Genomic DNA, 21,386 nt, shown 5'->3' on the forward strand with positions numbered 1-21,386 from the left:
ACTCTACAACAACTTACTGCAGCTCTAAGATGGTGGGTCGTGCAGGATTCGAACCTGCGACCAATTGATTAAAAGTCAACTGCTCTACCGACTGAGCTAACGACCCATCTTAAAACTGTTGCTACTGACTGAAGACTTCTCAACTTCATGCAGTGACGTTAAACGTATTTGCAGTGAAGATGGTGGGTCGTGCAGGATTCGAACCTGCGACCAATTGATTAAAAGTCAACTGCTCTACCGACTGAGCTAACGACCCATCTTCCGGCTTGCCAGACACTGTTTAGAAGTGCTGGTGCAACGGCGGCATATATTACTGATTTACGGAGATGGCGCAACCCTATTTTTCAATAATTTGTTCATATGCTTAGCTTTCATGCAGCATGACCAGAATTCAGACGAAAACTGGTCATGGTAAGCACAATTACAAACTATTGAGTCGTTTTTGCGCGAGTTTTGCAGATTCACTGTTTGGGTAAACTTTGATCACCTGCTGGAAAACCGCCTTCGCTTTCGCGGTGTCGTTTTTCTCCTGCATGATCACGCCGACCTTAAACAACGCCTCTGCGGCTTTCGGTGACTTAGGATAGTTTTTCACGACAGTGGCAAAATAGTAGGCTGCGTCGTCCTTTTTGCCCTTGTTGTAATACAACTGCCCCAGCCAATAATTCGCATTTGGCTGATAAGTCGAGTCCGGATACCGTTTGACCCACGCCTGAAGCGCAGTAATCGCCTGATCGAACTGTTTCTTTTCGAGAATCAGTGAGACGGCAGCGTTGTAATCGGTATTGGCATCACCGCTCTGCGTCGGTGCGGCTGCAGCAGGTGCAGGTGTGCTGTTGTCAGCGCCTGCGGCTGCCCCAGCTGCGGCGCCCGCTGCTGCTGCATCTGCGCCCGGCTGTGCGGCTGCGCTGCCACTGCTCATGCTATCCATCTGCTGATACATCTGTTTTTGACGATCAACAGCCTGGTTGAGCTGATAGGTATTTTGCTGGATTTGCCCACGCAAAGAATCGATATCGCTTTGAGTATCGTTCAACTGTTGCTGCAGCTGCTGAATGAGCTGTGCCTGAGCATTCGTGATTCTTTCAAGGGTGGTGACACGGTCTTCGACCGAGCCTGAGCCAACGCTACTGATTGACGCCTGGGCATTAGCGGCCCAAGGGGCCGCTACGCCAACCAGTAACGACAGACCCAACAGGTGATGTCTGAAGTTACTAATCATGTGATTCTCTTAGTAGACCAGTACGGCACGACGGTTTTTAGACCATGCAGCTTCGTCATGACCCAGAACAGCCGGCTTCTCTTTACCGTAAGAAACGATAGACATCTGGTCTGGAGAAACGCCTTTGCCCTGCAGGTACATTTTCACTGCAGAAGCACGACGCTCGCCCAGCGCGATGTTGTATTCTGGCGTGCCACGCTCATCCGCATGACCTTCGATGGTCACTTTATAAGATGGGTTGCTACGCAGGAATGCCGCGTGCTGATCCAGCATCTGAGCGTACTCAGACTGGATGTCATACTTGTCCAGACCGAAGTAAACGATGTTGTTCTGCTGCAGCTGCTGCATCTGCAGACGAGCTTGCTCGTCTGAAGACATGTTGCCGCCGTTAGCACCAGCGCCGTAAGCACCGTTGTCTGCGCCAACGCCAGTCTGATCGTTGTTGTTGTTTTTGTGTGAGCTACATGCCGCTACCGCGAGAACTGGCACAGCCAGCAGTAAGCCCTTCAGCACTTTGTTCAGTTGCATTGTTTTAGTCCTATTATTGTTTGCTATACGTATTTACACACGCATTTATCATGCATTACAGATAAGGCGACCAGGCAGGGAATGAGACCTGACCATCTGTCGCCGGAAGACGCGCTTTGAAACGCCCATCTGTTGAGACCAACTGCAACACGGAACCATACCCCTGAGTAGAGCTGTAGATTACCATCGTGCCGTTAGGCGCCAGACTTGGCGTCTCATCCAGATACGAGTTGGACAAAGTTTGTACCGCCCCGGAATCCAGATCTTGTTTGGCGATATGCTGCGCACCACCATTGGTGCTCACCATCACCAGAGTTTTACCATCAGCAGAGACGTCGGAATCCTGGTTCTGGGCACCTTCCCAGGTCAGGCGTTGCGAAGCGCCACCGTTGACGTTGATTTTGTACACTTGTGGTGCACCGGCCTGATCCGAGGTATACGCCAGGCTCTGGCTATCCGGGAACCATGCTGGTTCAGTGCTGTTATAGCGGCCATCTGTCAGCTGGCGGATCTGTCCAGAGGCTAAATCCATCACATACAGATTCAGGCTGCCGGTTTTAGACAGGGCAAACGCCAGCTTGCTGCCATCTGGGGAGAAGGCTGGAGCACCGTTGTGGCGCGGGAAACGCGCAACCTGACGAATGGCACCATTAGACAAGGTCTGTACCACCAGAGCAGACTGGCCGCTCTCAAAGGTCACGTAAGCCAGTTTAGAACCGTCTGGTGACCATGCTGGTGACATCAGTGGCTCTGGCGAACGGTGTACCACAAACTGGTTGTAACCGTCGTAGTCTGCTACACGCAGCTCATACGGGAACTGACCGCCATTGGTTTTCACCACATAGGCGATACGGGTGCGGAACGCCCCTTTAATACCGGTCAGCTTCTGGAACACTTCGTCACTGGCAGTGTGCCCGGCATAGCGCAGCCACTGCTTGGTCACTTTATAAGAGTTCTGCGCCAGTACCGTACCTGGTGCGCCTCCGGTGTCCACTAACTGGTAGGAAATCTGATAGCTGCCATCTGGATTGGCACCCACTTTACCGACCACGACAGCGTCAATACCCAGCGCGCTCCAGGCAGCAGGCTGAACTTCCTGCGCCGTCGTTGGCTGCTGTGGTAAACGTGACGTATCAAGCGGATTAAACTTGCCGCTGTTACGTAAGTCAGCAGCAACGATCCCGCCGATATCTTCTGGCGCAGCCCCTGGACCGGCCCACTGGAATGGCACGACACCAATTGGACGTGCAGTGTTTACACCTTGCGTGATCTCAATGCGCACTTCCGCATGGAGAACCGCTGCCCACAGCAGTAAAAAAAAGCTTAACGTAATACGAAATGCCTGCTTCATTTTCTCTCCCTTATCTGAACCTCAGTTCACGATAATTCGCACTTGTCCTGAAAACCACGGTTTAGAATCTAATACGGCAAGCTAAACATAGTTCAACCTGCCGCAAGATACTGCATTATTCCGGCTTGAAACGCATTGGGGCATTTTTAAACACTTCGTAGACCGCCTGGCTTGGTGGCTTAGGAATGTGTGCCTGTTTAGCAGCAGAGATAGCGGCCTGACATAACGCCGGATCGCCCCCTTCAGCTTTAACATCAATCAGTAAACCATCCGGTGCCAGCTTGATACGCAGATTACACTCTTTGCCTTTAAACGAATCCGCATCGTAGAAGCGGCTCTGAATAGCCCCCACGACCTGACCCATGTAAGAGTTGATCTCCGCACCAGAAGCTCCGGCTTTCTTCTGATTACCCTGCCCAGCCGCACCCGCAGAAGCACCGCTTTTCGGCGCATTCTTACCCGATGAGAGGCCACCCAGCAGGTCATCAACGGCATCGGTGTTCTCCGCAGCCGCTTTGGCTTTTGCGGCAGCAGCAGCTTTGGCTTTCGCCGCGGCATCTGCTTTGGCCTTAGCCGCAGCTTCTGCTTTATCTTTCGCTGCCTGAGCCGCAGCAGCTTTCGCTTCTTCAGCGGCTTTCTCTTTGGCTTCCTGCGCTGCAGCAGCCTTAGCTTCAGCAGCAGCCTGTTTCTTCGCTTCTGCATCCGCCTGTTTTTTCGCTTCGGCAGCAGCCGCTTTAGCATCGGCATCTGCCTGCTTTTTCGCCTCAGCGGCAGCGGCTTTAGCATCGGCTTCGGCCTGCTTTTTCGCTTCAGCTGCGGCGGCTTTTGCCTGGGCATCCGCTTGCTTCTTCGCCTCGGCGGCAGCGGCTTTAGCATCAGCTTCTGCTTGCTTTTTCGCTTCAGCTGCGGCGGCTTTCGCTGCGGCATCCGCCTGTTGCTTCGCTGCCGCGGCAGCAGCAGCAGCGGCCTGTTTAGCCTGCTCGACCGCTTTCTCTTTAGCGGCTTCAGCCGCCTTTGCCTGCGCTACCGCTTCGGCTTTGGCCTCTGCTTTCGCCTGGGCAGCAGCAGCTTCAGCGGCTTTCTGCTGCTGTTCCGCTTGCTTAGCCGCAGCTTCGGCCTGGCGCTGCTGTTCAGCGGCTTGCTGCTTCGCTTCCTGCTGTGCCTGAAGTTGCTCTTTAGCTTGCTGCTTCAGACGCTGCTGTTCGGCAGCCTGCTTTTGCTGTAACTCTTCAGCCTGCTGCTGCGCCTGTTTCTGGCGCTGCTGCTCGGCGCGCTGGCTATCGCTACGCTGATTTTGTTGACGATTATACTGGTCAACGACGGCCGCAGGATCGACCATAACGGCGGCGATATCGCTACCACCACCGCCGCCACCGCTGGAATCAACGTGCTCGTTAAACGAGCTCCAGATCAGTAGCGCGATCAAAACAATATGCAAAATCACCGAAATGATTATCGCGCGCTTTAATTTGTCGTTTTGTTCGGTTGCCTTCGACACTCTCGGTTCCCAAAAACGGTTCGGCTTTAAATCGGCTGCGTCATCAAACCGACAGATTTAACACCTGCCTGATGCAACAGGTTAAGCGCCTTGATGATCTCGTCGTAAGGCACATCTTTCGCTCCGCCAATCAGGAAGACTGTTTTCGGGTTAGCTTGCAGACGGCGTTGCGCTTCACTCACCACCTGTTCCGGTGGCAGCTGCGACATACGATCGTGATCCACGACCAGGCTGTACTGCCCTACCCCGGCGACTTCCACAATCACGGGCGGGTTATCATCACTGGAGACAGTTTTGGAATCAGTGGCATCCGGCAGATCCACCTCCACGCTTTGCGTGATGATGGGTGCCGTTGCCATGAAGATCAGCAACAGCACCAGCAAGACGTCCAGTAACGGAACAATGTTAATTTCCGATTTCAGGTCGCGACGGCCGCGACCACGCACTCTGGCCATCGTTTACCTCTGATTACTTAGCGTTATCGCTGGTGAATGCCTGACGATGCAGGATGGCAGTGAACTCTTCCATGAAGTTATCGTAACCCTGTTCCAGCTTGTTCACGCGCTGGTTCAGACGGTTATACGCCATCACAGCGGGGATCGCAGCAAACAGGCCGATTGCGGTGGCAATCAATGCTTCTGCAATACCTGGCGCTACCATTTGCAACGTAGCCTGTTTTACCGCACCCAAGGCGATAAAGGCATGCATGATCCCCCACACGGTACCAAACAGGCCGATATACGGGCTGATTGATCCCACAGTGCCAAGGAATGGAATATGGGCTTCAAGGCTTTCCAGCTCACGGTTCATCGAGATACGCATCGCGCGGCTGGCACCTTCCAGTACGGCTTCCGGTGCATGGTTATTTGCACGATGCAGACGAGCAAACTCTTTAAAACCGGCATAGAAGATCTGTTCGGAACCGCCGAGCTCATCACGACGCCCCTGGCTTTCCTGATAGAGCCGCGACAGCTCAATGCCTGACCAGAATTTATCTTCAAACGCTTCAGCCTCACGACCTGCGGCATTCAAAATTCGGGTACGTTGGATAATGATGGCCCATGAGGCAATCGAAAAGCCGATCAAAATCAACATGATAAGTTTGACCAGAAGGCTCGCCTTCAGGAACAAATCAAGAATGTTCATGTCAGTCACTGCTTGAACTCCGCGACAATAGACTTGGGAAGCGCTATCGGCTTCATTAGATGTGGGTTGATGCAGGCAATCAGGACTTCGGCTTCGTTCAGCACTTTCCCTTCTGCATTCACGATACGCTGGGTAAAAGTCATCGTCGCGCGGGTCATTGCCGTGACTTCACTCTGGATTTCCAGCAGTTCATCAAGGCGAGCCGCAGCGTGATACTCAACCGTCATGCGCCGTACCACAAATCCCACCTGTTGCTCTAACAGGGTTTGCTGACTGAAATGGTGCTGACGCAGCATTTCGGTACGTGCTCGTTCATAAAAAGCGATATAGCTGGCGTGGTAAACCACACCGCCGGCATCAGTGTCTTCATAGTAGACCCGAACCGGCCAGCGAAACAGCGTTGTACTCACTCTACATCCCGGTCTCATTTTAAACGTTGCTACTATACTTAAGTGAGATCGGCTTGGGAATGGGTCGCCAGGACCTGGAGAAAATAATTATCAAACAGTTACAAAGCGTCGAGGATTTACGGAGAAAAGTTGACCGGATGCTGACAGAAGTCGACCGCCAGCATCGGTTTATTTGGTCTTGAATCAGGATTTACTCGGTGGATTCGGGTGCTGATTTTTCTTCAAGATGTTCCAACGCTAACGCGGTGATCACCCCAAAGGCACAGGCCAGCAACGTGCCAAGTATCCAGGCAAAGTACCACATGATTGTTCTCCTGTTCTCAGTAAAGGGAGTGAGTGTTGCGTTCAATATCTTCACGCGTGATGCGACCAAACATCTTGTAGTAGCACCAGCCGGTGTAGCCCAGCACCACCGGCACAAAGATAATGGCGGCGATGGTCATAATCGTCAGCGTCAGATGACTCGAGGTGGCATCCCACATTGTCAGGCTGATATCCGGCACGGTGCTGGAAGGCATGATGAACGGGAACATGGCAATACCCGCCGTCATGATAACCCCCGCCAGCGTGAGCGAACTGCTGATAAACGCCCAGGCTCCCCAGTTAAGGCGTGAACACAGCACGGTAACCAGTGGCAATAACGCCCCCAGCAACGGGAAGACCCATAGCAACGGCGACTGCTCAAAGTTGTGCATCCAGGCACCGCTCTCACGTATCACGCTTTTTCCCAGAGGATTGGACGCAGCATGATGATCAATCACGCTGGTGACCACATAGCCATCGATGCCGTATTTAACCCACAGACCTGCCGCTACAAAGGCGACCAGCATCACCAGTGCAGCCACCTGCGCAGTGAGGCGACTGCGCAGCCGCAGCTCACCCTGCGTGCGCATCTGCAAATAGGTTGCTCCCTGAGTCAGGATCATCGCTACGCTGATGACGCCCGCTAATAAACCAAACGGATTCAGCAACTGGAAGAAATTGCCGGTGTAGAAGAGGCGCAGATACTCATCTGCATGGAATGGCACGCCCTGCAGTAAGTTGCCGAACGCGACGCCGATCACCAGCGGCGGAACAAAGCTGCCAATGAAAATGCCCCAGTCCCACATGCCGCGCCAGCGCATATCTTCGATTTTTGAACGATAGTCAAAGCCGACCGGGCGAAAGAACAGTGCGGAAAGCACCAGAATCATCGCCACATAGAAACCGGAAAACGCGGCGGCATACACCATCGGCCAGGCCGCAAACAGTGCGCCACCGGCGGTGATCAACCACACCTGATTGCCATCCCAGTGGGGTGCAATACTGTTAATCATGATGCGGCGTTCATTGTCATTGCGCCCGAGGAAGCGGGTTAACATGCCAACGCCCATATCAAAGCCGTCTGTCACCGCAAAGCCGATCAGCAAAATGCCCACCAGCAACCACCAGACAAAGCGCAATACTTCGTAGTCAAACATCGTGTTGCTCCTTTATCCACGCAGGGGCTGTTGAGGGAGGGAAATTTGCTCGTGATGATATCGGCCGGTTTTCAGACTGCTGGGGCCAAGGCGAGCGAATTTAAACATCAGGTACATTTCTGCGATCAGGAACAGGGTGTAGAGACCGCAGATCAGAATCATGGAGAACAGAATATCCCCCACCGCGAGAGATGAGCTGGCCACCGCCGTTGGCAACACCTCACCTATCGCCCAAGGCTGGCGGCCATACTCCGCCACAAACCACCCCGCCTCAATGGCAATCCACGGGACGGGCAAACAGTAGAGCAGCGTTTTCAACAACCCGCGCGATTTGCCGATGCGATTGCGGATCACACTCCAGAACGCGAGGCTTATCACCACCAGCATAATCACGCCACCCAGCACCATAATGCGGAAGGCAAAGTAGAGCGGTGCCACGCGGGGAATGGAATCCTGCGTGGCCTGATGGATCTGTGCCTCAGTGGCATGACTGACATCATCGGTGTAGCGCTTCAACAACAGCCCATAACCAAGATCACCTTTGCTCTGTTCAAACTCACTGCGTACTGCGGGATCACGGCTACCTGCACGCAGTTCATTAAGCAGTGCGTAGGCCTTCATGCCATTACGAATGCGAACTTCATGCTGCTGAAGCAGATCTTTCAGACCCAGTACCGGTTGATCCAGGGATCGCGTGGCGATCAGCCCCAACAACCAGGGGATCTGCACGGCGTAGCGGTTCTCCTGAGCTTGCTGATCGGGCAGGCCAAACAGCGTGAAAGCCGCTGGAGCCGGTTGGGTTTCCCACTCGGCTTCAATCGCGGCCAGTTTGGTTTTTTGCACATCTCCCACTTCATAACCGGACTCATCGCCCAGCACAATGACGGAGAGAATGGCCGCCATACCAAAACTCGCTGCGATAGCAAACGAACGTTTGGCAAATGCCACATCCCTGCCCTTTAGCAGATACCAGGCGCTGATACTGAGCACAAACATCGCCCCGGTGGTGTATCCCGCCGCCACGGTATGCACAAATTTCACCTGTGCCACCGGGTTAAACACCAGCTCAGAGAAACTCAGCATTTCCATTCGCATGGTTTCGAAATTAAATTCCGAGGCGATGGGGTTTTGCATCCAGCCGTTGGCGACCAGAATCCACAGGGCTGACATATTTGAACCCAACGCCACCAGCCAGGTGACGGTAAGGTGCTGGACTTTACTCAGGCGATCCCAGCCAAAGAAGAACAGGCCGACAAAGGTGGATTCGAGGAAGAATGCCATTAGCCCTTCTATCGCTAATGGTGCACCAAATATATCGCCGACATAGTGCGAGTAATAGGACCAGTTGGTGCCAAACTGAAACTCCATCGTCAGGCCGGTCGCCACGCCCAGTGCGAAGTTAATACCGAATAACTTACCCCAGAATTTGGTCATGTCTTTGTAGATCTGTTTACCCGACATGACGTAGACGGTTTCCATGATAGCCAGCAGGAAAGCCATACCCAGCGTCAGCGGGACAAACAGGAAATGGTACATCGCCGTTAAGGCAAACTGTAACCGCGAGAGTTCGACAATATCTAACATAGTGACTCCTTGCTCCGGGATTGACGCGGCTCTTATTAACGGTATTTATAAGAGTGACACGCCAGGAACGACTGATTATTTATTCCAGTTCTCTTATCTTCAGATATGGAAGACGACTGAATACCGAATAACAAGTAAAGAGGATTAAAATTCCCTGAAATAACTGTGTTAAAACTAAGCATGACTTAATTGATTAACACTGCTTAAAATAAAATATCTTCAACCCTTTGATAAAAATAGATATAGCATACTGATTCAGCGCAATTTAATCGCAATATGTGTGCTTAAGCCAGCGGTATAGTTTTTTATAATTTGCGTAAAATTGATCCAGATTAAGGTATAAAACTTCCAGAAATGTTGCTAACGGTGAGTTGTTAATTTGGTGTGATTTTCTAATGCGGGTTGTCGAAAAAAGGTTACCAATCGCGCGATGACTTAACGTCAATGTGGCTAATCAGCGCGTGCAACCGTGGGGATATCGCACGCATAAAAAAGGGCCATCCGAAGATGGCCCTGTTTCAACGCACTAAGGCGAGATTATTTTGCTGGCAGAACGGCTTTCACTGCGTCACCGATGTCAGCCAGGCTGCGCACGGTTTTCACACCAGCGGCTTCCAGTGCAGCGAATTTCTCATCCGCAGTACCTTTACCACCGGCAATGATGGCACCCGCGTGGCCCATACGTTTGCCTTTCGGCGCAGTCACACCCGCGATGTAACCTACAACAGGTTTGGTGACGTTGGCTTTGATGTAAGCTGCAGCTTCTTCTTCCGCGCTACCACCGATCTCACCGATCATGACGATCGCTTCAGTCTGTGGATCTTCCTGGAACAGCTTCAGGATATCAATGAAGTTTGAACCTGGGATCGGGTCACCACCGATGCCCACACAGGTAGACTGGCCGTAGCCAATATCTGTGGTCTGTTTCACTGCTTCATAAGTCAGCGTACCTGAGCGGGAAACGATCCCTACGCGGCCTGGCTTATGAATATGACCTGGCATGATGCCGATTTTGCACTCGCCTGGGGTGATCACACCTGGGCAGTTCGGGCCGATCATGCGCACACCGGCTTCATCCAGCTTCACTTTCACAGTCAGCATATCCAGGGTCGGGATGCCTTCAGTGATGGTGATGATCAGCTTGATGCCTGCATCGATAGCTTCCAGGATACCGTCTTTGCAGAACGGTGCCGGTACATAGATGACAGATGCGGTTGCACCTGTCGCTTCAACCGCTTCACGCACGGTGTTGAACACTGGCAGACCCAGATGCTCAGTACCGCCTTTACCTGGGGTTACACCGCCAACCAGCTGTGTGCCGTAGGCCAGAGCCTGTTCAGAGTGGAATGTACCCTGGCCGCCAGTGAAGCCCTGGCAGATAACTTTGGTGTTTTTGTCGATCAAAATGGACATTATTTACCCTCCGCTGCAGCAACAACGCGTTGCGCCGCGTCTGTCAGGCTGGTTGCTGCAATGATATTCAGACCGCTGTCTGCCAGTTTTTTGGCACCCAGCTCGGCGTTGTTCCCTTCAAGACGCACCACAACTGGCACGTTCACGCCAACTTCAGCGACTGCGCCGATGATGCCATCAGCGATCAGGTCACAGCGTACGATACCGCCGAAGATGTTAACAAAGACGGCTTTTACCGCTTCATCAGAGAGGATAATTTTGAAGGCTTCAGTGACGCGCTCTTTGGTTGCGCCGCCGCCAACGTCCAGGAAGTTAGCAGGCTGACCACCGTGGTGTTTCACGATGTCCATGGTACCCATTGCCAGACCGGCACCGTTCACCATACAACCGATGTTGCCTTCCAGCGCAACGTAGTTCAGTTCCCACTGTGTTGCATGTGCTTCACGTGGATCTTCCTGGCTTGGGTCACGCATTTCGCGCAACTCTGGCTGACGGAACAGCGCATTGCTGTCAGCAGTCAGTTTACCATCCAGACAAACCAGATCGCCCTGCTTGGTGATAACCAGTGGGTTGATCTCAACCAGCGCCAGATCGCGCTCCAGGAACAGCGTTGCCAGACCCATGTAGATCTTGGTGAACTGTTTAACCTGCTTGTCGTCCAGACCCAGCTTGAATGCCAGCTCACGGCCCTGATAAGGCTGTGGACCTGCCAGCGGATCCAGTGCAACTTTGTGGATCAAGTGTGGAGTTTCTTCAGCCACTTTCTCGATCTCAACGCCGCCTTCGGTGGATGCCATAAACACCACACGACGGGTTGCACGGTCAACTACCGCACCCAGATACAGCTCTTTACCGATGTCTGTCGCTGATTCAACCAGAATCTGGTTTACCGGCTGACCTTCCGCATCTGTTTGATACGTTACCAGACGCTTACCTAACCAGTGTTCAGCAAAAGCACGGATATCTTCTTTGCTGTTTACCACTTTCACACCGCCCGCTTTACCACGGCCACCGGCATGAACCTGACATTTTACTACCCACGGGCCTGAACCAATTTTGGAGGCCGACTCTTCTGCTTCACGTGGAGTAGTACAGGCGTAACCAGTAGGTGCCGGTAAGCCATACCGCGCAAACAGCTGTTTGGCCTGGTATTCGTGTAAGTTCATGATGTTCTTTCCATTTGGTCTGAAAAAATAGGTGAGTTTGGCGCGCCTTCAGGCGCGCCCAGGGTAAATCAGACGTCCAGCAGCAGACGTGCAGGATCTTCCAGCAGCTCTTTGATCGCCACCAGATAGCCAACTGATTCGCGGCCATCGATCAGACGGTGATCGTAGGAGAGAGCCAGATACATCATTGGCAGGATAACCACCTGACCATTCACCGCCATTGGGCGATCTTTAATGGCGTGCATGCCAAGGATTGCACTCTGCGGTGGGTTGATGATTGGCGTTGACATCAGCGAGCCAAAGACACCACCGTTGGTGATGGTGAAGTTACCGCCGGTCAGTTCCTCTACTGTCAGCTTGCCATCACGGCCTTTCACTGCCAGCTCTTTAATTTTCTTCTCGATATCCGCCATGCTCAGCGCATCAACGTCTTTCAGCACTGGAGTAACCAGACCGCGCGGCGTTGAAACAGCAATGCTGACGTCAAAGTAGTTGTGGTAAACCACGTCTTCGCCATCGATAGAAGCGTTAACTTCTGGATAGCGTTTCAGTGCTTCAACCACGGCTTTGATATAGAAGGACATGAAGCCGAGACGCACGCCGTGACGTTTCTCGAAGGCATCACCGTACTGCTTACGCAGATCCATGATTGGCTTCATGTTGATTTCGTTGAAGGTGGTCAGCATTGCGGTGCTGTTTTTCGCTTCCAACAGACGCTCAGCAACACGCTTACGCAGGCGCGTCATCGGTACACGTTTTTCACTGCGATGACCTACAGATGGCTGTGCAGCTGGTGCCGCGGCTGGCTGCGGTGCCGCTTTGCTGGTTTCTGTTTTCTTCGCCAGATGTTTTTCAACATCTTCACGGGTCAGACGACCACCAACACCGGTGCCTTTGATCTGGCTGGCATCCAGTTCATGCTCGGCAATCAGACGACGGATCGCTGGGCTGAGTGCATCGTTGCTCTCTTCTTCCAGTGAAGCAGTCTGACGCTGGGCAGGGGCTGATTCGTTGTTTTCAACTTTCGCTGAAGTCTCTTTACCTGCGCTGTTGCCCTCTTTCAGGCGGCCAAGGATCTGGCGGGACAGGACGGTTGCGCCCTCTTCTTCCAGCACAGCTTCCAGGATGCCATCAGCACTAGCAGGCACTTCCAGCACAACTTTATCTGTTTCGATCTCAACTATAACTTCGTCACGCGCGACGGTGTCACCCGGTTTTTTGTGCCAGGTAGCAACGGTGGCATCCGCTACAGACTCGGGTAGATCAGGAACAAAAATATCTACGCTACTCATTATCTTTCCTTTTATTAACCAAGGTTCAGCGCGTCATTGACGAGATCTTGCTGCTGTTTCTGGTGTACTGACATATAGCCCACAGCCGGTGAGGCCGAAGCCGGACGGCCCGCGTAACGCACGGAAGCACCTTTTGGCACCACATCGTAGAAGTGATGTTGACTGCAATACCAGGCACCCTGGTTCAGCGGCTCTTCCTGGCACCACACGAAATCAGTGACGTGCGCGTACGCTTTCAAAATTTCCTGTACCGCTTTGTGCGGGAACGGATACAGCTGCTCGATGCGCACAATCGCCACATCGGTTTGTTCGTTTTTACGGCGCTGTTCCAGCAGGTCGTAGTAAACCTTACCTGAGCAGAACACCACACGTTTAACCTGCTGCGGATCAAGCGCATCGATTTCACCAATCGCTGGCTGGAAGCTGCCACTTGCCAGCTCATCCAGGCTGGAGATCGCCAGCGGGTGACGCAGCAGAGATTTCGGTGACATCACAATCAGTGGGCGACGCATGCCGCGCAGTGCCTGACGACGCAGCATGTGGTAGACCTGCGCTGGCGTAGACGGTACGCAAACCTGCATGTTCTGCTCAGCGCAGAGTTGCAGATAACGCTCCAGACGCGCCGACGAGTGCTCTGGGCCCTGACCTTCGTAGCCGTGTGGCAACAGCATGACCAGACCACACATACGGCCCCACTTCTGCTCACCAGAACTGATGAACTGGTCAATCACGACCTGTGCGCCGTTGGCGAAGTCGCCGAACTGCGCTTCCCAGATAGTCAGCACGCGCGGTTCTGCTGTGGCGTAACCGTATTCGAATGCCAGTACCGCCTCTTCCGACAATACGGAGTCCCAGACCTTGAATTGGCCCTGGCCGCTGTGGATATGGTGCAGAGGGGTGTAGGTTGAACCGTTAGCCTGGTTATGCACTACCGCATGACGGTGGAAGAAGGTGCCACGGCCAGAGTCTTCACCTGACAGACGTACCGGAATGCCTTCATCGACCAGCGTTGCGTAAGCGAGGTTTTCCGCACCGCCCCAGTCAAAGGCTTTATTGCCTTCGGCCATCTCTTTACGGTCGTTGTAGATTTTGGCCACGCGAGCCTGAACCTCAACCGCTTCCGGCACCTGGCTAATACGACGCGCCAGATCCTGCAGACGTTTGGTTTCTACCGTAGCCGGGTAGCTCTCATCCCACTCGTGGTTGAGATACGGCGACCAGGTAAAGGAGTGCAGGCTCATCGGACGCCATTCAGGCACCACGCACTCGCCAGCATCCAGCGCATCACGGTAAAGATTGACCAGTTCGGTCGCATCTTCCAGCTTCACGACACCGACGCTTTCCAGACGGTCAGCATAGATTTTACGTGGCGTTGGGTGTTTTTTGATTTTCTGGTACATCAACGGTTGGGTGGCACTTGGCTCATCCGCTTCGTTGTGACCATGACGGCGATAGCACACCAGATCGATAAACACATCGCGTTTAAAGGTGTTGCGATAGTCCAGCGCCAGGCGGGTAACGAAAGCTACTGCTTCAGGATCGTCCGCGTTAACGTGGAAGATCGGAGCCAGTACCATTTTACCGATATCAGTACAGTAAGGCGTTGAACGTGCATCCTGCGGGTTGGAGGTGGTGAAACCAACCTGGTTATTGATCACGATACGCACAGTACCGCCAACCTCATAACCGCGAGCCTGCGACATGTTCAGGGTTTCCTGTACCACGCCTTGACCGGTTACTGCGGCATCACCGTGAATGGTAATTGGCAGAACTTTGTTGCTGCTTGGCTCATCCAGACGATCCAGACGCGCACGCACCGACCCCATAACCACTGGGCTAACAATCTCAAGGTGCGACGGGTTAAACGCCAGCGCCAGGTGAACCATTCCACCTTCGGTTTCGAAGTCAGAAGAGAAGCCCATGTGGTACTTCACGTCACCCGTACCGAGGTGTTCTTTATGTTTGCCCGCGAACTCGTCGAACAGGTCCTGAGGTTTTTTACCCAGAACGTTAACCAGCACGTTCAGACGACCACGGTGCGCCATACCCAGTACGACTTCACGTGTACCGCTTTTGCCCGCATGGCGAATCATTTCACGCAGCATTGGAATCAGCGCATCGCCGCCTTCCAGTGAGAAGCGCTTCGCTCCCGGGAATTTTGCACCGAGGTAGCGTTCCAGGCCTTCTGCCGCAGTCAGCTCTTTCAGGAAACCTTTCTTCTCTTCATTGCTGTAAGAGGCATGGCCCACCACAGATTCGAGGCGCTGCTGAATCCAGCGTTTCTCTTCTGTGTTGTTGATGTGCATATACTCAGCACCGATGGAGCCACAATAGGTCTGCTCCAGAGCCACAATCAGATCAGCAAGCTTCATAGTCTCTTTGCCGATGGCGAAAGATCCTACGTTAAAAGTTTCCTGAAAATCAGCGTCGGTCAGATCATGAAAAGCAGGATCCAGGTCCGGCACGGCGTCCTGCTTCCACAATCCCAATGGATCGAGGTTTGCGTGCTGGTGCCCACGGAAACGGTAGGCATTAATCAGCTGCAGCACTTTAACTTGTTTGGAGTTAGTGGCCGGATCGGACACTGACGATGTATAACGTGTGGCGTCTTTAGCCAGGCGGCGGAAATAGTCACGCGTGGTGGAGTGAAACTGCTCAGGCTTCACACCTGTTCCCTGCAACTGCAGGAACATGGTACGCCATACTTCATCGACAGAGTCAGGATCGGTCAGGAAATCCTCATAGAGTTGCTCTATGTAAGACTGGTTCGCGCCAGCCAGCCAGGAGGAGTCCAGCCAGGGCTTCATCGCGCTGTTCTGCATTTCTGATCCCTTAAGCACTATTATGCTTTTTAGAGGTTTCATCTGTTGCCGCTTTCACGGCTTGCCGTAGTGAGTTCTGCGATACGAGCCCTCTGCGGCCCGTAAGGTAACCCGGGTAAGCGTAGTCGAAAACATCGCTTACCTGGATTGCCGTAAAAAGTCGGGAACCCTGGGTTCCCGACTTGAGAGACTTACGCGCCGCGTTGCAGCAGCATCGACTTAATGTGCCCAATGGCACGCGTCGGGTTTAGCCCTTTAGGACAAACACTTACACAGTTCATGATGCTGTGGCAGCGGAATACGCTGAAAGCATCACTGATGTTATCGAGACGCGCTTCCCTTTCGGTATCACGGCTGTCGATCAGGAAGCGATATGCTGCCAGCAAGCCAGCCGGGCCGATGAATTTGTCCGGGTTCCACCAGAATGACGGGCATGAGGTTGAACAGCACGCACACAGGATGCACTCATACAATCCATCGAGATGTTCACGCTCTTCCGGTGCCTGCAAGTGCTCGCGCGCTGGCGGATTCTTCCCATCATTCAACAGGTAAGGTTTAATCTTCTCATATTGTGCGTAGAATTGCCCCATATCAACCACCAGGTCGCGGATCACCGGCAGACCAGGCAATGGACGGATAACCACTTTTTTGGTGCCCGCACCTAAAGCAGAAACCGGCGTGATACAGGCCAGGCCATTTTTACCGTTCATGTTCAGGCCATCAGACCCACACACGCCTTCACGGCAAGAACGACGGAACGCCAGCGTTGGGTCCTGTTCTTTCAGCAGCATCAGGGCATCCAGCAGCATCATGTCGCGGCCTTCTTCTGACACCAGGCTGTAGTCCTGCATATACGGAGCGTCGTCGACTTCCGGGTTGTAGCGATAGATGGAAAATTCAATTTTCATGTTCTTCTCTCCGCAAACTTAGTAAGTACGCACTTTCGGCGGGAATGCCGCGCGCAGTTTCGGCTGCATGTTCACCTCACGGCGCGTCATGCTCTCCGATTGCGGGAGATAGAGGCTGTGGCACAGCCAGTTCTCATCATCGCGATCCGGGTAGTCGAACCGGCTATGTGCACCACGGCTTTCGGTACGGTAGTTAGCCGCAACGGCTGTGGCGTAAGCTGTTTCCATCAGGTTGTCCAGTTCCAGGCACTCAATACGCTGCGTATTGAAATCTGGCGACCGGTCATCAAGACGGGCATTTTTCAGGCGTTCACGGATGACTTTCAGCTCATCCAGCCCCTCTTTCATGGCATCACCTTCACGGAATACCGAGAAGTTGTTCTGCATGCAGCGCTGCAAGGCTTTGCGAATTTCCGCAGGGTCTTCACCTTCAACGTTGTTTTCCCAGCGGTTATAACGCGCCATTGCCGCTTCAATCTCTTCTTCAGTGGCATCACGCAGTGGCCCCTGCTCTTCCATGGATTCGAGCAGATGCACACCGGCCGCACGACCAAATACCACCAGGTCGAGCAGTGAGTTGCCGCCGAGACGGTTTGCGCCGTGTACCGATACGCAGGCGATTTCACCCACCGCAAACAGGCCCGGGATCAGAACGTCTTCACCTTGTTCATTCACTGTCAGTGCCTGACCGCTGACGCGGGTCGGTACACCGCCCATCATGTAGTGACAGGTTGGAATGACCGGAATCGGTTCTTTAATCGGATCGACGTGAGCAAAGGTACGTGACAGCTCAAGGATACCCGGCAGGCGTGCTTCCAGAACTTCAGCACCCAGGTGGTCGAGTTTCAGCTTCAGGTGTGGACCCCATGGGCCATCACAACCACGGCCTTCACGAATTTCCACCATCATGGAGCGTGCTACCACGTCACGACCGGCAAGGTCTTTGGCGTTTGGCGCATAACGTTCCATGAAGCGTTCGCCATGTTTGTTGAGCAGATAACCACCCTCACCACGACAACCTTCAGTCACCAGTACACCCGCACCCGCAATGCCGGTTGGGTGGAACTGCCACATTTCCATATCTTGCAGTGGTACACCCGCACGCAGCGCCATACCTACACCGTCACCGGTGTTGATGTGGGCATTGGTAGTAGATTGATAGATACGGCCTGCACCGCCGGTGGCCAGAATCGTGGCTTTCGCTTTGAAATAGACCGTTTCACCGGTTTCGATGCAGATAGCCGTACATCCGACGATAGCGCCATCCTGATTTTTTACCAGGTCAAGGGCATACCATTCGGAGAAGATAGTGGTTTTGTTTTTCAGGTTCTGCTGATACAGCGTGTGCAGCAAAGCGTGACCTGTACGGTCCGCTGCGGCTGCGGTACGTGCCGCCTGTTCGCCACCGAAGTTTTTCGACTGGCCGCCAAACGGACGTTGATAGACGCGGCCATCATCGAGGCGCGAGAACGGCAGCCCCATGTGTTCCAGCTCCAGAATCGCTTCCGGGCCAACGTTACACATATATTCGATGGCATCCTGATCGCCAATGTAGTCTGACCCTTTTACGGTGTCATACATGTGCCATTCCCAGTTATCTTCATGGGTGTTACCCAGCGCAACGGTGATACCACCCTGCGCAGATACGGTGTGGGAACGGGTCGGGAAGACTTTTGATAACAGCGCACAACTCTGGCCGGACTGAGAAATCTGGAGTGCTGCGCGCATTCCTGCGCCACCGGCGCCGATAACTACGGCGTCAAATTCTCTTACTGGCAAACTCATTTACACACCCCACACTACAACAGTTCCATAAATTGCATAGGCAAACAGCGCCACCACGATAACTAACTGTGCGACCAGACGAATCGCTACGGGTTTTACGTAGTCGGTCAGCACTTGCCACATACCAATCCAACCGTGGATCAGGATGGCAAACAGCGTTAAGAGGGTGAACACCTTAGTAAAGGCAGAGGCAAAGAAGCCGTGCCATACGTCATATGTCAGTGGATATGACATCACAACGAAACCAAGGAGGTAGAGGGTGTAGAGTGCAATTAACATTGCAGATGCGCGAATGAGCAGCCAGTCCTGGATACCGCTACGCCCTAGCGCGGATGCATTGCTTACCATACGAGAACTCCAGCCAAAATTGAGAGCACGACAGTGATACCAAATGCGGCATACGCTGAACGGATACCCGTTTGCAGCGTTTCCGGAAGAAAACCAAAGTCCATCAGCATGTGGCGGATACCGCCCACGGCGTGGTAAGCCAACGCGGTCAGAATGCCCCACATGATAAACTTCGCGATGAAGCTATGCATGACGATGGCCGCAGATTGAAAACCTTCCGGGGAGGAGAGCGACAAGCCCAGTAACCAGAGTAGAATCCCTACGGCGACGAACATAATGACGCCAGAGACGCGGTGGAGAATGGACGATATTGCAGTTACGGGAAACCGGATCGTTGTGAGATCCAGGTTGACAGGACGTTGTTTTTTCACGGTTTTGCCCACACAGCTCTTTTATATTTTTTACTTCCTCCGGTCCTGATGGCGGGGTCGTAGCACGAGAGTGTTTCGACTCTAACCGTCACCAAATCAGCAACATCCAGTGTTTGATTGACGCGGTAAAACAACGCTGGGTGGCTCCTGGTGTCAGGTAAATCCGGAGACCTTGTGGCAGTATAGGAGGATCACATTCCTATTACAATTCCCCTACAATCCTTATTGTCGGGATTTAGGTGGAACAGTGATCTGCCTCACGAATTTTACATTTCATACAATTTTAATCATCTGATTTGACAATAGATCAACAATTCAGTTACAAACTTAGCCTCCAACCCGCTTTGATACACAAAAGTTATGGGGATACACTTTCCCCTAAGCAGTAGTTATGTAACATTGACTGCCGTTTTCAACAATAAGTATCAGGTTATTGGTTCATAAAGAGTTATGTTATCCCGGTCCGTTCAGCCCTCTAATGCTTTAGATCAAAGCAGCGGTGTTCGCCGTAACGCGACCTCTTGCTCTGTGTCCTACACGACTTTCAATCAACAGAGTGATAATGTGAAGTTTTGCCAATCTGCAACGTGAGCGCTTTTCAGGTGTCTAAATTTCCTACCGACCAAAGGCGCTATGGAGAACAAAATGACAGATAAAAAAGTAACGCTAACCCTACAAGACAACACCCCGGTAGAGCTTAAAGTGCTGGAAGGCACCATCGGGCCGGATGTCGTTGACGTTCGCACCCTCGGCAACAGTGGTCTGTTTACCTTCGATCCGGGTTTCACTTCTACCGCATCGTGCGAATCCAAAATTACCTATATCGACGGTGAACAGGGCATTTTGCTGCACCGTGGCTATCCAATTGATCAATTAGCGACACATTCAAACTATCTTGAAGTGTGCTATATCCTGCTGAATGGCGAAGCGCCAACGCCAGAGCAGTTTGAGAAGTTCCGCACTACCGTTACCCGCCACACCATGATTCACGAGCAGATTACGCGTCTGTTCCACGGCTTCCGTCGTGACTCACACCCAATGGCCGTTATGTGCGGTGTGACCGGTGCCCTGGCGGCGTTCTATCACGACTCACTGGATGTTAATCTGGAGAGTCACCGTGATATCGCTGCATTCCGTCTGCTGTCTAAAATGCCGACAGTCGCAGCAATGTGTTACAAATATTCTATCGGCCAGCCATTTGTTTATCCGAAAAACGACCTCTCCTATGCCGGTAACTTCCTGCATATGATGTTTGCGACGCCGTGCGAAGAGTACAAGGTGAACCCGATTCTGGAACGTGCCATGGATCGCATTTTGATTCTGCATGCCGATCACGAACAGAATGCCTCGACTTCAACGGTGCGTACCGCTGGTTCTTCTGGTGCGAACCCGTTTGCTTGTATCGCCGCAGGTATCGCTTCTCTGTGGGGGCCAGCACATGGCGGCGCCAACGAAGCTTGCCTGCGTATGCTGGAAGAGATCAGCACGGTTGATCACATTCCTGAGTTTGTGCGTCGTGCAAAAGATAAGAATGACTCGTTCCGTCTGATGGGCTTCGGTCACCGCGTGTACAAGAACTATGACCCGCGTGCCACCGTGATGCGTGAAACCTGTCATGAAGTGTTGAACGAACTGGGCATGAAAGACGATCTGCTGGAAGTGGCCATGGAGTTAGAGCACATCGCACTGAATGACCCGTACTTCATCGAGCGTAAGCTGTATCCAAACGTGGACTTCTATTCAGGTCTGATCCTGAAAGCGATGGGTATCCCTTCTTCCATGTTCACCGTGATTTTCGCCATGGCACGTACCGTTGGCTGGATTGCACACTGGAAAGAGATGCACGACGATGGCATGAAGATCGCCCGTCCACGTCAGCTTTACACCGGTTATGCTGAGCGCGAGTTTAGTTCTAAACTGGCTAAGTAACCTCTGTCAGAAGTTCTTAAATCAACCGTCAGTCTTTGGGCTGGCGGTTTTTTTATGCCTGAAATTATGGGGACAACTGCAAAACAATTGTCTGCTAACCCGAGATACATCGGCCTGTCAGAGGGGGTTGGGCTACGACAGACTCCGCGCCAA

The 21,386-nt window shown here is 52.8% G+C and carries 19 protein-coding genes and 2 tRNA genes; 1 reads left to right on the forward strand and 20 read right to left on the reverse strand.

Annotated elements, in window-relative coordinates; genetic code table 11:
* Positions 1 to 30: 30 nt before the first annotated feature.
* The 20 genes from F3J40_RS04105 to sdhC form a co-directional block, all read right to left on the reverse strand.
* A tRNA-Lys gene (locus tag F3J40_RS04105) sits at positions 31 to 106 on the reverse strand.
* Between the two features lie 74 nt (positions 107 to 180).
* Positions 181 to 256, reverse strand: a tRNA-Lys gene (locus F3J40_RS04110).
* A 165-nt stretch (positions 257 to 421) separates the two neighbouring features.
* Positions 422 to 1,222: a cell division protein CpoB gene (gene cpoB, locus F3J40_RS04115; protein WP_167012697.1), complete on the reverse strand. Its 801-nt coding sequence runs from the start codon at positions 1,220 to 1,222 to the stop codon at positions 422 to 424.
* A gap of 9 nt (positions 1,223 to 1,231) precedes the next feature.
* The gene (gene pal, locus F3J40_RS04120) at positions 1,232 to 1,750 is read right to left on the reverse strand and encodes a peptidoglycan-associated lipoprotein Pal (RefSeq protein ID WP_017345467.1); all 519 of its coding nucleotides are present in this window, start codon (positions 1,748 to 1,750) and stop codon (positions 1,232 to 1,234) included.
* A 55-nt stretch (positions 1,751 to 1,805) separates the two neighbouring features.
* The gene (tolB, locus tag F3J40_RS04125; RefSeq protein ID WP_017345466.1) at positions 1,806 to 3,101 is read right to left on the reverse strand and encodes a Tol-Pal system beta propeller repeat protein TolB; all 1,296 of its coding nucleotides are present in this window, start codon (positions 3,099 to 3,101) and stop codon (positions 1,806 to 1,808) included.
* A gap of 115 nt (positions 3,102 to 3,216) precedes the next feature.
* Positions 3,217 to 4,599: a cell envelope integrity protein TolA gene (gene tolA / locus F3J40_RS04130; RefSeq protein ID WP_167012698.1), complete on the reverse strand. Its 1,383-nt coding sequence runs from the start codon at positions 4,597 to 4,599 to the stop codon at positions 3,217 to 3,219.
* A 26-nt stretch (positions 4,600 to 4,625) separates the two neighbouring features.
* Positions 4,626 to 5,054 (reverse strand): colicin uptake protein TolR, encoded by a 429-nt coding sequence (tolR, locus tag F3J40_RS04135; protein ID WP_017345464.1) that lies wholly within the window; start codon positions 5,052 to 5,054, stop codon positions 4,626 to 4,628.
* 13 nt (positions 5,055 to 5,067) lie between these two features.
* The gene (gene tolQ, locus F3J40_RS04140) at positions 5,068 to 5,754 is read right to left on the reverse strand and encodes a Tol-Pal system protein TolQ (RefSeq protein WP_026042338.1); all 687 of its coding nucleotides are present in this window, start codon (positions 5,752 to 5,754) and stop codon (positions 5,068 to 5,070) included.
* Positions 5,751 to 6,155 carry a tol-pal system-associated acyl-CoA thioesterase gene (ybgC, locus tag F3J40_RS04145; protein ID WP_017345462.1) on the reverse strand — a complete coding sequence of 135 codons (405 nt, stop codon included), beginning with the start codon at positions 6,153 to 6,155 and terminating at the stop codon, positions 5,751 to 5,753. Before ybgC ends, tolQ begins: the two co-directional genes overlap by 4 nt.
* Positions 6,156 to 6,345: 190 nt before the next feature.
* Positions 6,346 to 6,459 carry a cytochrome bd-I oxidase subunit CydX gene (cydX, locus tag F3J40_RS04150; protein WP_017345461.1) on the reverse strand — a complete coding sequence of 38 codons (114 nt, stop codon included), beginning with the start codon at positions 6,457 to 6,459 and terminating at the stop codon, positions 6,346 to 6,348.
* 16 nt (positions 6,460 to 6,475) lie between these two features.
* The gene (cydB, locus tag F3J40_RS04155; protein WP_167012699.1) at positions 6,476 to 7,615 is read right to left on the reverse strand and encodes a cytochrome d ubiquinol oxidase subunit II; all 1,140 of its coding nucleotides are present in this window, start codon (positions 7,613 to 7,615) and stop codon (positions 6,476 to 6,478) included.
* 12 nt (positions 7,616 to 7,627) lie between these two features.
* Positions 7,628 to 9,199 (reverse strand): cytochrome ubiquinol oxidase subunit I, encoded by a 1,572-nt coding sequence (gene cydA / locus F3J40_RS04160; RefSeq protein ID WP_167012700.1) that lies wholly within the window; start codon positions 9,197 to 9,199, stop codon positions 7,628 to 7,630.
* Between the two features lie 537 nt (positions 9,200 to 9,736).
* Positions 9,737 to 10,612 (reverse strand): succinate--CoA ligase subunit alpha, encoded by an 876-nt coding sequence (sucD, locus tag F3J40_RS04165; RefSeq protein WP_017345458.1) that lies wholly within the window; start codon positions 10,610 to 10,612, stop codon positions 9,737 to 9,739.
* Positions 10,612 to 11,778, reverse strand: coding sequence for an ADP-forming succinate--CoA ligase subunit beta (sucC, locus tag F3J40_RS04170; protein ID WP_017345457.1), 1,167 nt, complete (start codon positions 11,776 to 11,778; stop codon positions 10,612 to 10,614). The genes sucD and sucC overlap by 1 nt, the downstream gene beginning before the upstream one ends.
* Positions 11,779 to 11,846: 68 nt before the next feature.
* On the reverse strand, positions 11,847 to 13,070 hold the full coding sequence (gene odhB / locus F3J40_RS04175; protein WP_167012701.1) for a 2-oxoglutarate dehydrogenase complex dihydrolipoyllysine-residue succinyltransferase: 1,224 nt from the start codon (positions 13,068 to 13,070) through the stop codon (positions 11,847 to 11,849).
* Between the two features lie 14 nt (positions 13,071 to 13,084).
* A complete protein-coding gene (gene sucA, locus F3J40_RS04180; protein WP_017345455.1) occupies positions 13,085 to 15,892 on the reverse strand; it encodes a 2-oxoglutarate dehydrogenase E1 component in 2,808 nt (935 codons plus the stop codon).
* A 191-nt stretch (positions 15,893 to 16,083) separates the two neighbouring features.
* Positions 16,084 to 16,800 (reverse strand): succinate dehydrogenase iron-sulfur subunit, encoded by a 717-nt coding sequence (locus F3J40_RS04185; protein WP_017345454.1) that lies wholly within the window; start codon positions 16,798 to 16,800, stop codon positions 16,084 to 16,086.
* 18 nt (positions 16,801 to 16,818) lie between these two features.
* Positions 16,819 to 18,585, reverse strand: a complete 1,767-nt coding sequence (sdhA, locus tag F3J40_RS04190; RefSeq protein ID WP_017345453.1) for a succinate dehydrogenase flavoprotein subunit — start codon at positions 18,583 to 18,585, stop codon at positions 16,819 to 16,821.
* Positions 18,586 to 18,933: a succinate dehydrogenase membrane anchor subunit gene (gene sdhD / locus F3J40_RS04195; protein ID WP_017345452.1), complete on the reverse strand. Its 348-nt coding sequence runs from the start codon at positions 18,931 to 18,933 to the stop codon at positions 18,586 to 18,588.
* Positions 18,927 to 19,316 carry a succinate dehydrogenase cytochrome b556 subunit gene (gene sdhC, locus F3J40_RS04200; protein WP_017345451.1) on the reverse strand — a complete coding sequence of 130 codons (390 nt, stop codon included), beginning with the start codon at positions 19,314 to 19,316 and terminating at the stop codon, positions 18,927 to 18,929. Before sdhC ends, sdhD begins: the two co-directional genes overlap by 7 nt.
* Positions 19,317 to 19,949: 633 nt before the next feature.
* Here sdhC and F3J40_RS04205 point away from each other — a divergent pair.
* Positions 19,950 to 21,233 carry a citrate synthase gene (locus F3J40_RS04205; RefSeq protein WP_167012702.1) on the forward strand — a complete coding sequence of 428 codons (1,284 nt, stop codon included), beginning with the start codon at positions 19,950 to 19,952 and terminating at the stop codon, positions 21,231 to 21,233.
* Positions 21,234 to 21,386: the final 153 nt, after the last annotated feature.

The organism is Candidatus Pantoea multigeneris (assembly GCF_011752615.1).
GTDB classification, from domain to species: domain Bacteria; phylum Pseudomonadota; class Gammaproteobacteria; order Enterobacterales; family Enterobacteriaceae; genus Pantoea; species Pantoea multigeneris.

What these genes read in the sequence shown, in the direction of transcription:
- sucC (WP_017345457.1), bottom strand. Translation starts at nt 11,778, where the DNA reads ATGAACTTACACGAATACCAGGCCAAACAGCTGTTTGCGCGGTATGGC.
- sucA (WP_017345455.1), bottom strand. Translation starts at nt 15,892, where the DNA reads ATGCAGAACAGCGCGATGAAGCCCTGGCTGGACTCCTCCTGGCTGGCT.
- sucD (WP_017345458.1), bottom strand. Translation starts at nt 10,612, where the DNA reads ATGTCCATTTTGATCGACAAAAACACCAAAGTTATCTGCCAGGGCTTC.
- cydB (WP_167012699.1), bottom strand. Translation starts at nt 7,615, where the DNA reads ATGTTTGACTACGAAGTATTGCGCTTTGTCTGGTGGTTGCTGGTGGGC.
- F3J40_RS04205 (WP_167012702.1), top strand. Translation starts at nt 19,950, where the DNA reads ATGACAGATAAAAAAGTAACGCTAACCCTACAAGACAACACCCCGGTA.
- sdhA (WP_017345453.1), bottom strand. Translation starts at nt 18,585, where the DNA reads ATGAGTTTGCCAGTAAGAGAATTTGACGCCGTAGTTATCGGCGCCGGT.
- tolR (WP_017345464.1), bottom strand. Translation starts at nt 5,054, where the DNA reads ATGGCCAGAGTGCGTGGTCGCGGCCGTCGCGACCTGAAATCGGAAATT.
- cydX (WP_017345461.1), bottom strand. Translation starts at nt 6,459, where the DNA reads ATGTGGTACTTTGCCTGGATACTTGGCACGTTGCTGGCCTGTGCCTTT.
- tolB (WP_017345466.1), bottom strand. Translation starts at nt 3,101, where the DNA reads ATGAAGCAGGCATTTCGTATTACGTTAAGCTTTTTTTTACTGCTGTGG.
- cydA (WP_167012700.1), bottom strand. Translation starts at nt 9,199, where the DNA reads ATGTTAGATATTGTCGAACTCTCGCGGTTACAGTTTGCCTTAACGGCG.
- cpoB (WP_167012697.1), bottom strand. Translation starts at nt 1,222, where the DNA reads ATGATTAGTAACTTCAGACATCACCTGTTGGGTCTGTCGTTACTGGTT.
- sdhD (WP_017345452.1), bottom strand. Translation starts at nt 18,933, where the DNA reads ATGGTAAGCAATGCATCCGCGCTAGGGCGTAGCGGTATCCAGGACTGG.
- odhB (WP_167012701.1), bottom strand. Translation starts at nt 13,070, where the DNA reads ATGAGTAGCGTAGATATTTTTGTTCCTGATCTACCCGAGTCTGTAGCG.
- F3J40_RS04185 (WP_017345454.1), bottom strand. Translation starts at nt 16,800, where the DNA reads ATGAAAATTGAATTTTCCATCTATCGCTACAACCCGGAAGTCGACGAC.
- pal (WP_017345467.1), bottom strand. Translation starts at nt 1,750, where the DNA reads ATGCAACTGAACAAAGTGCTGAAGGGCTTACTGCTGGCTGTGCCAGTT.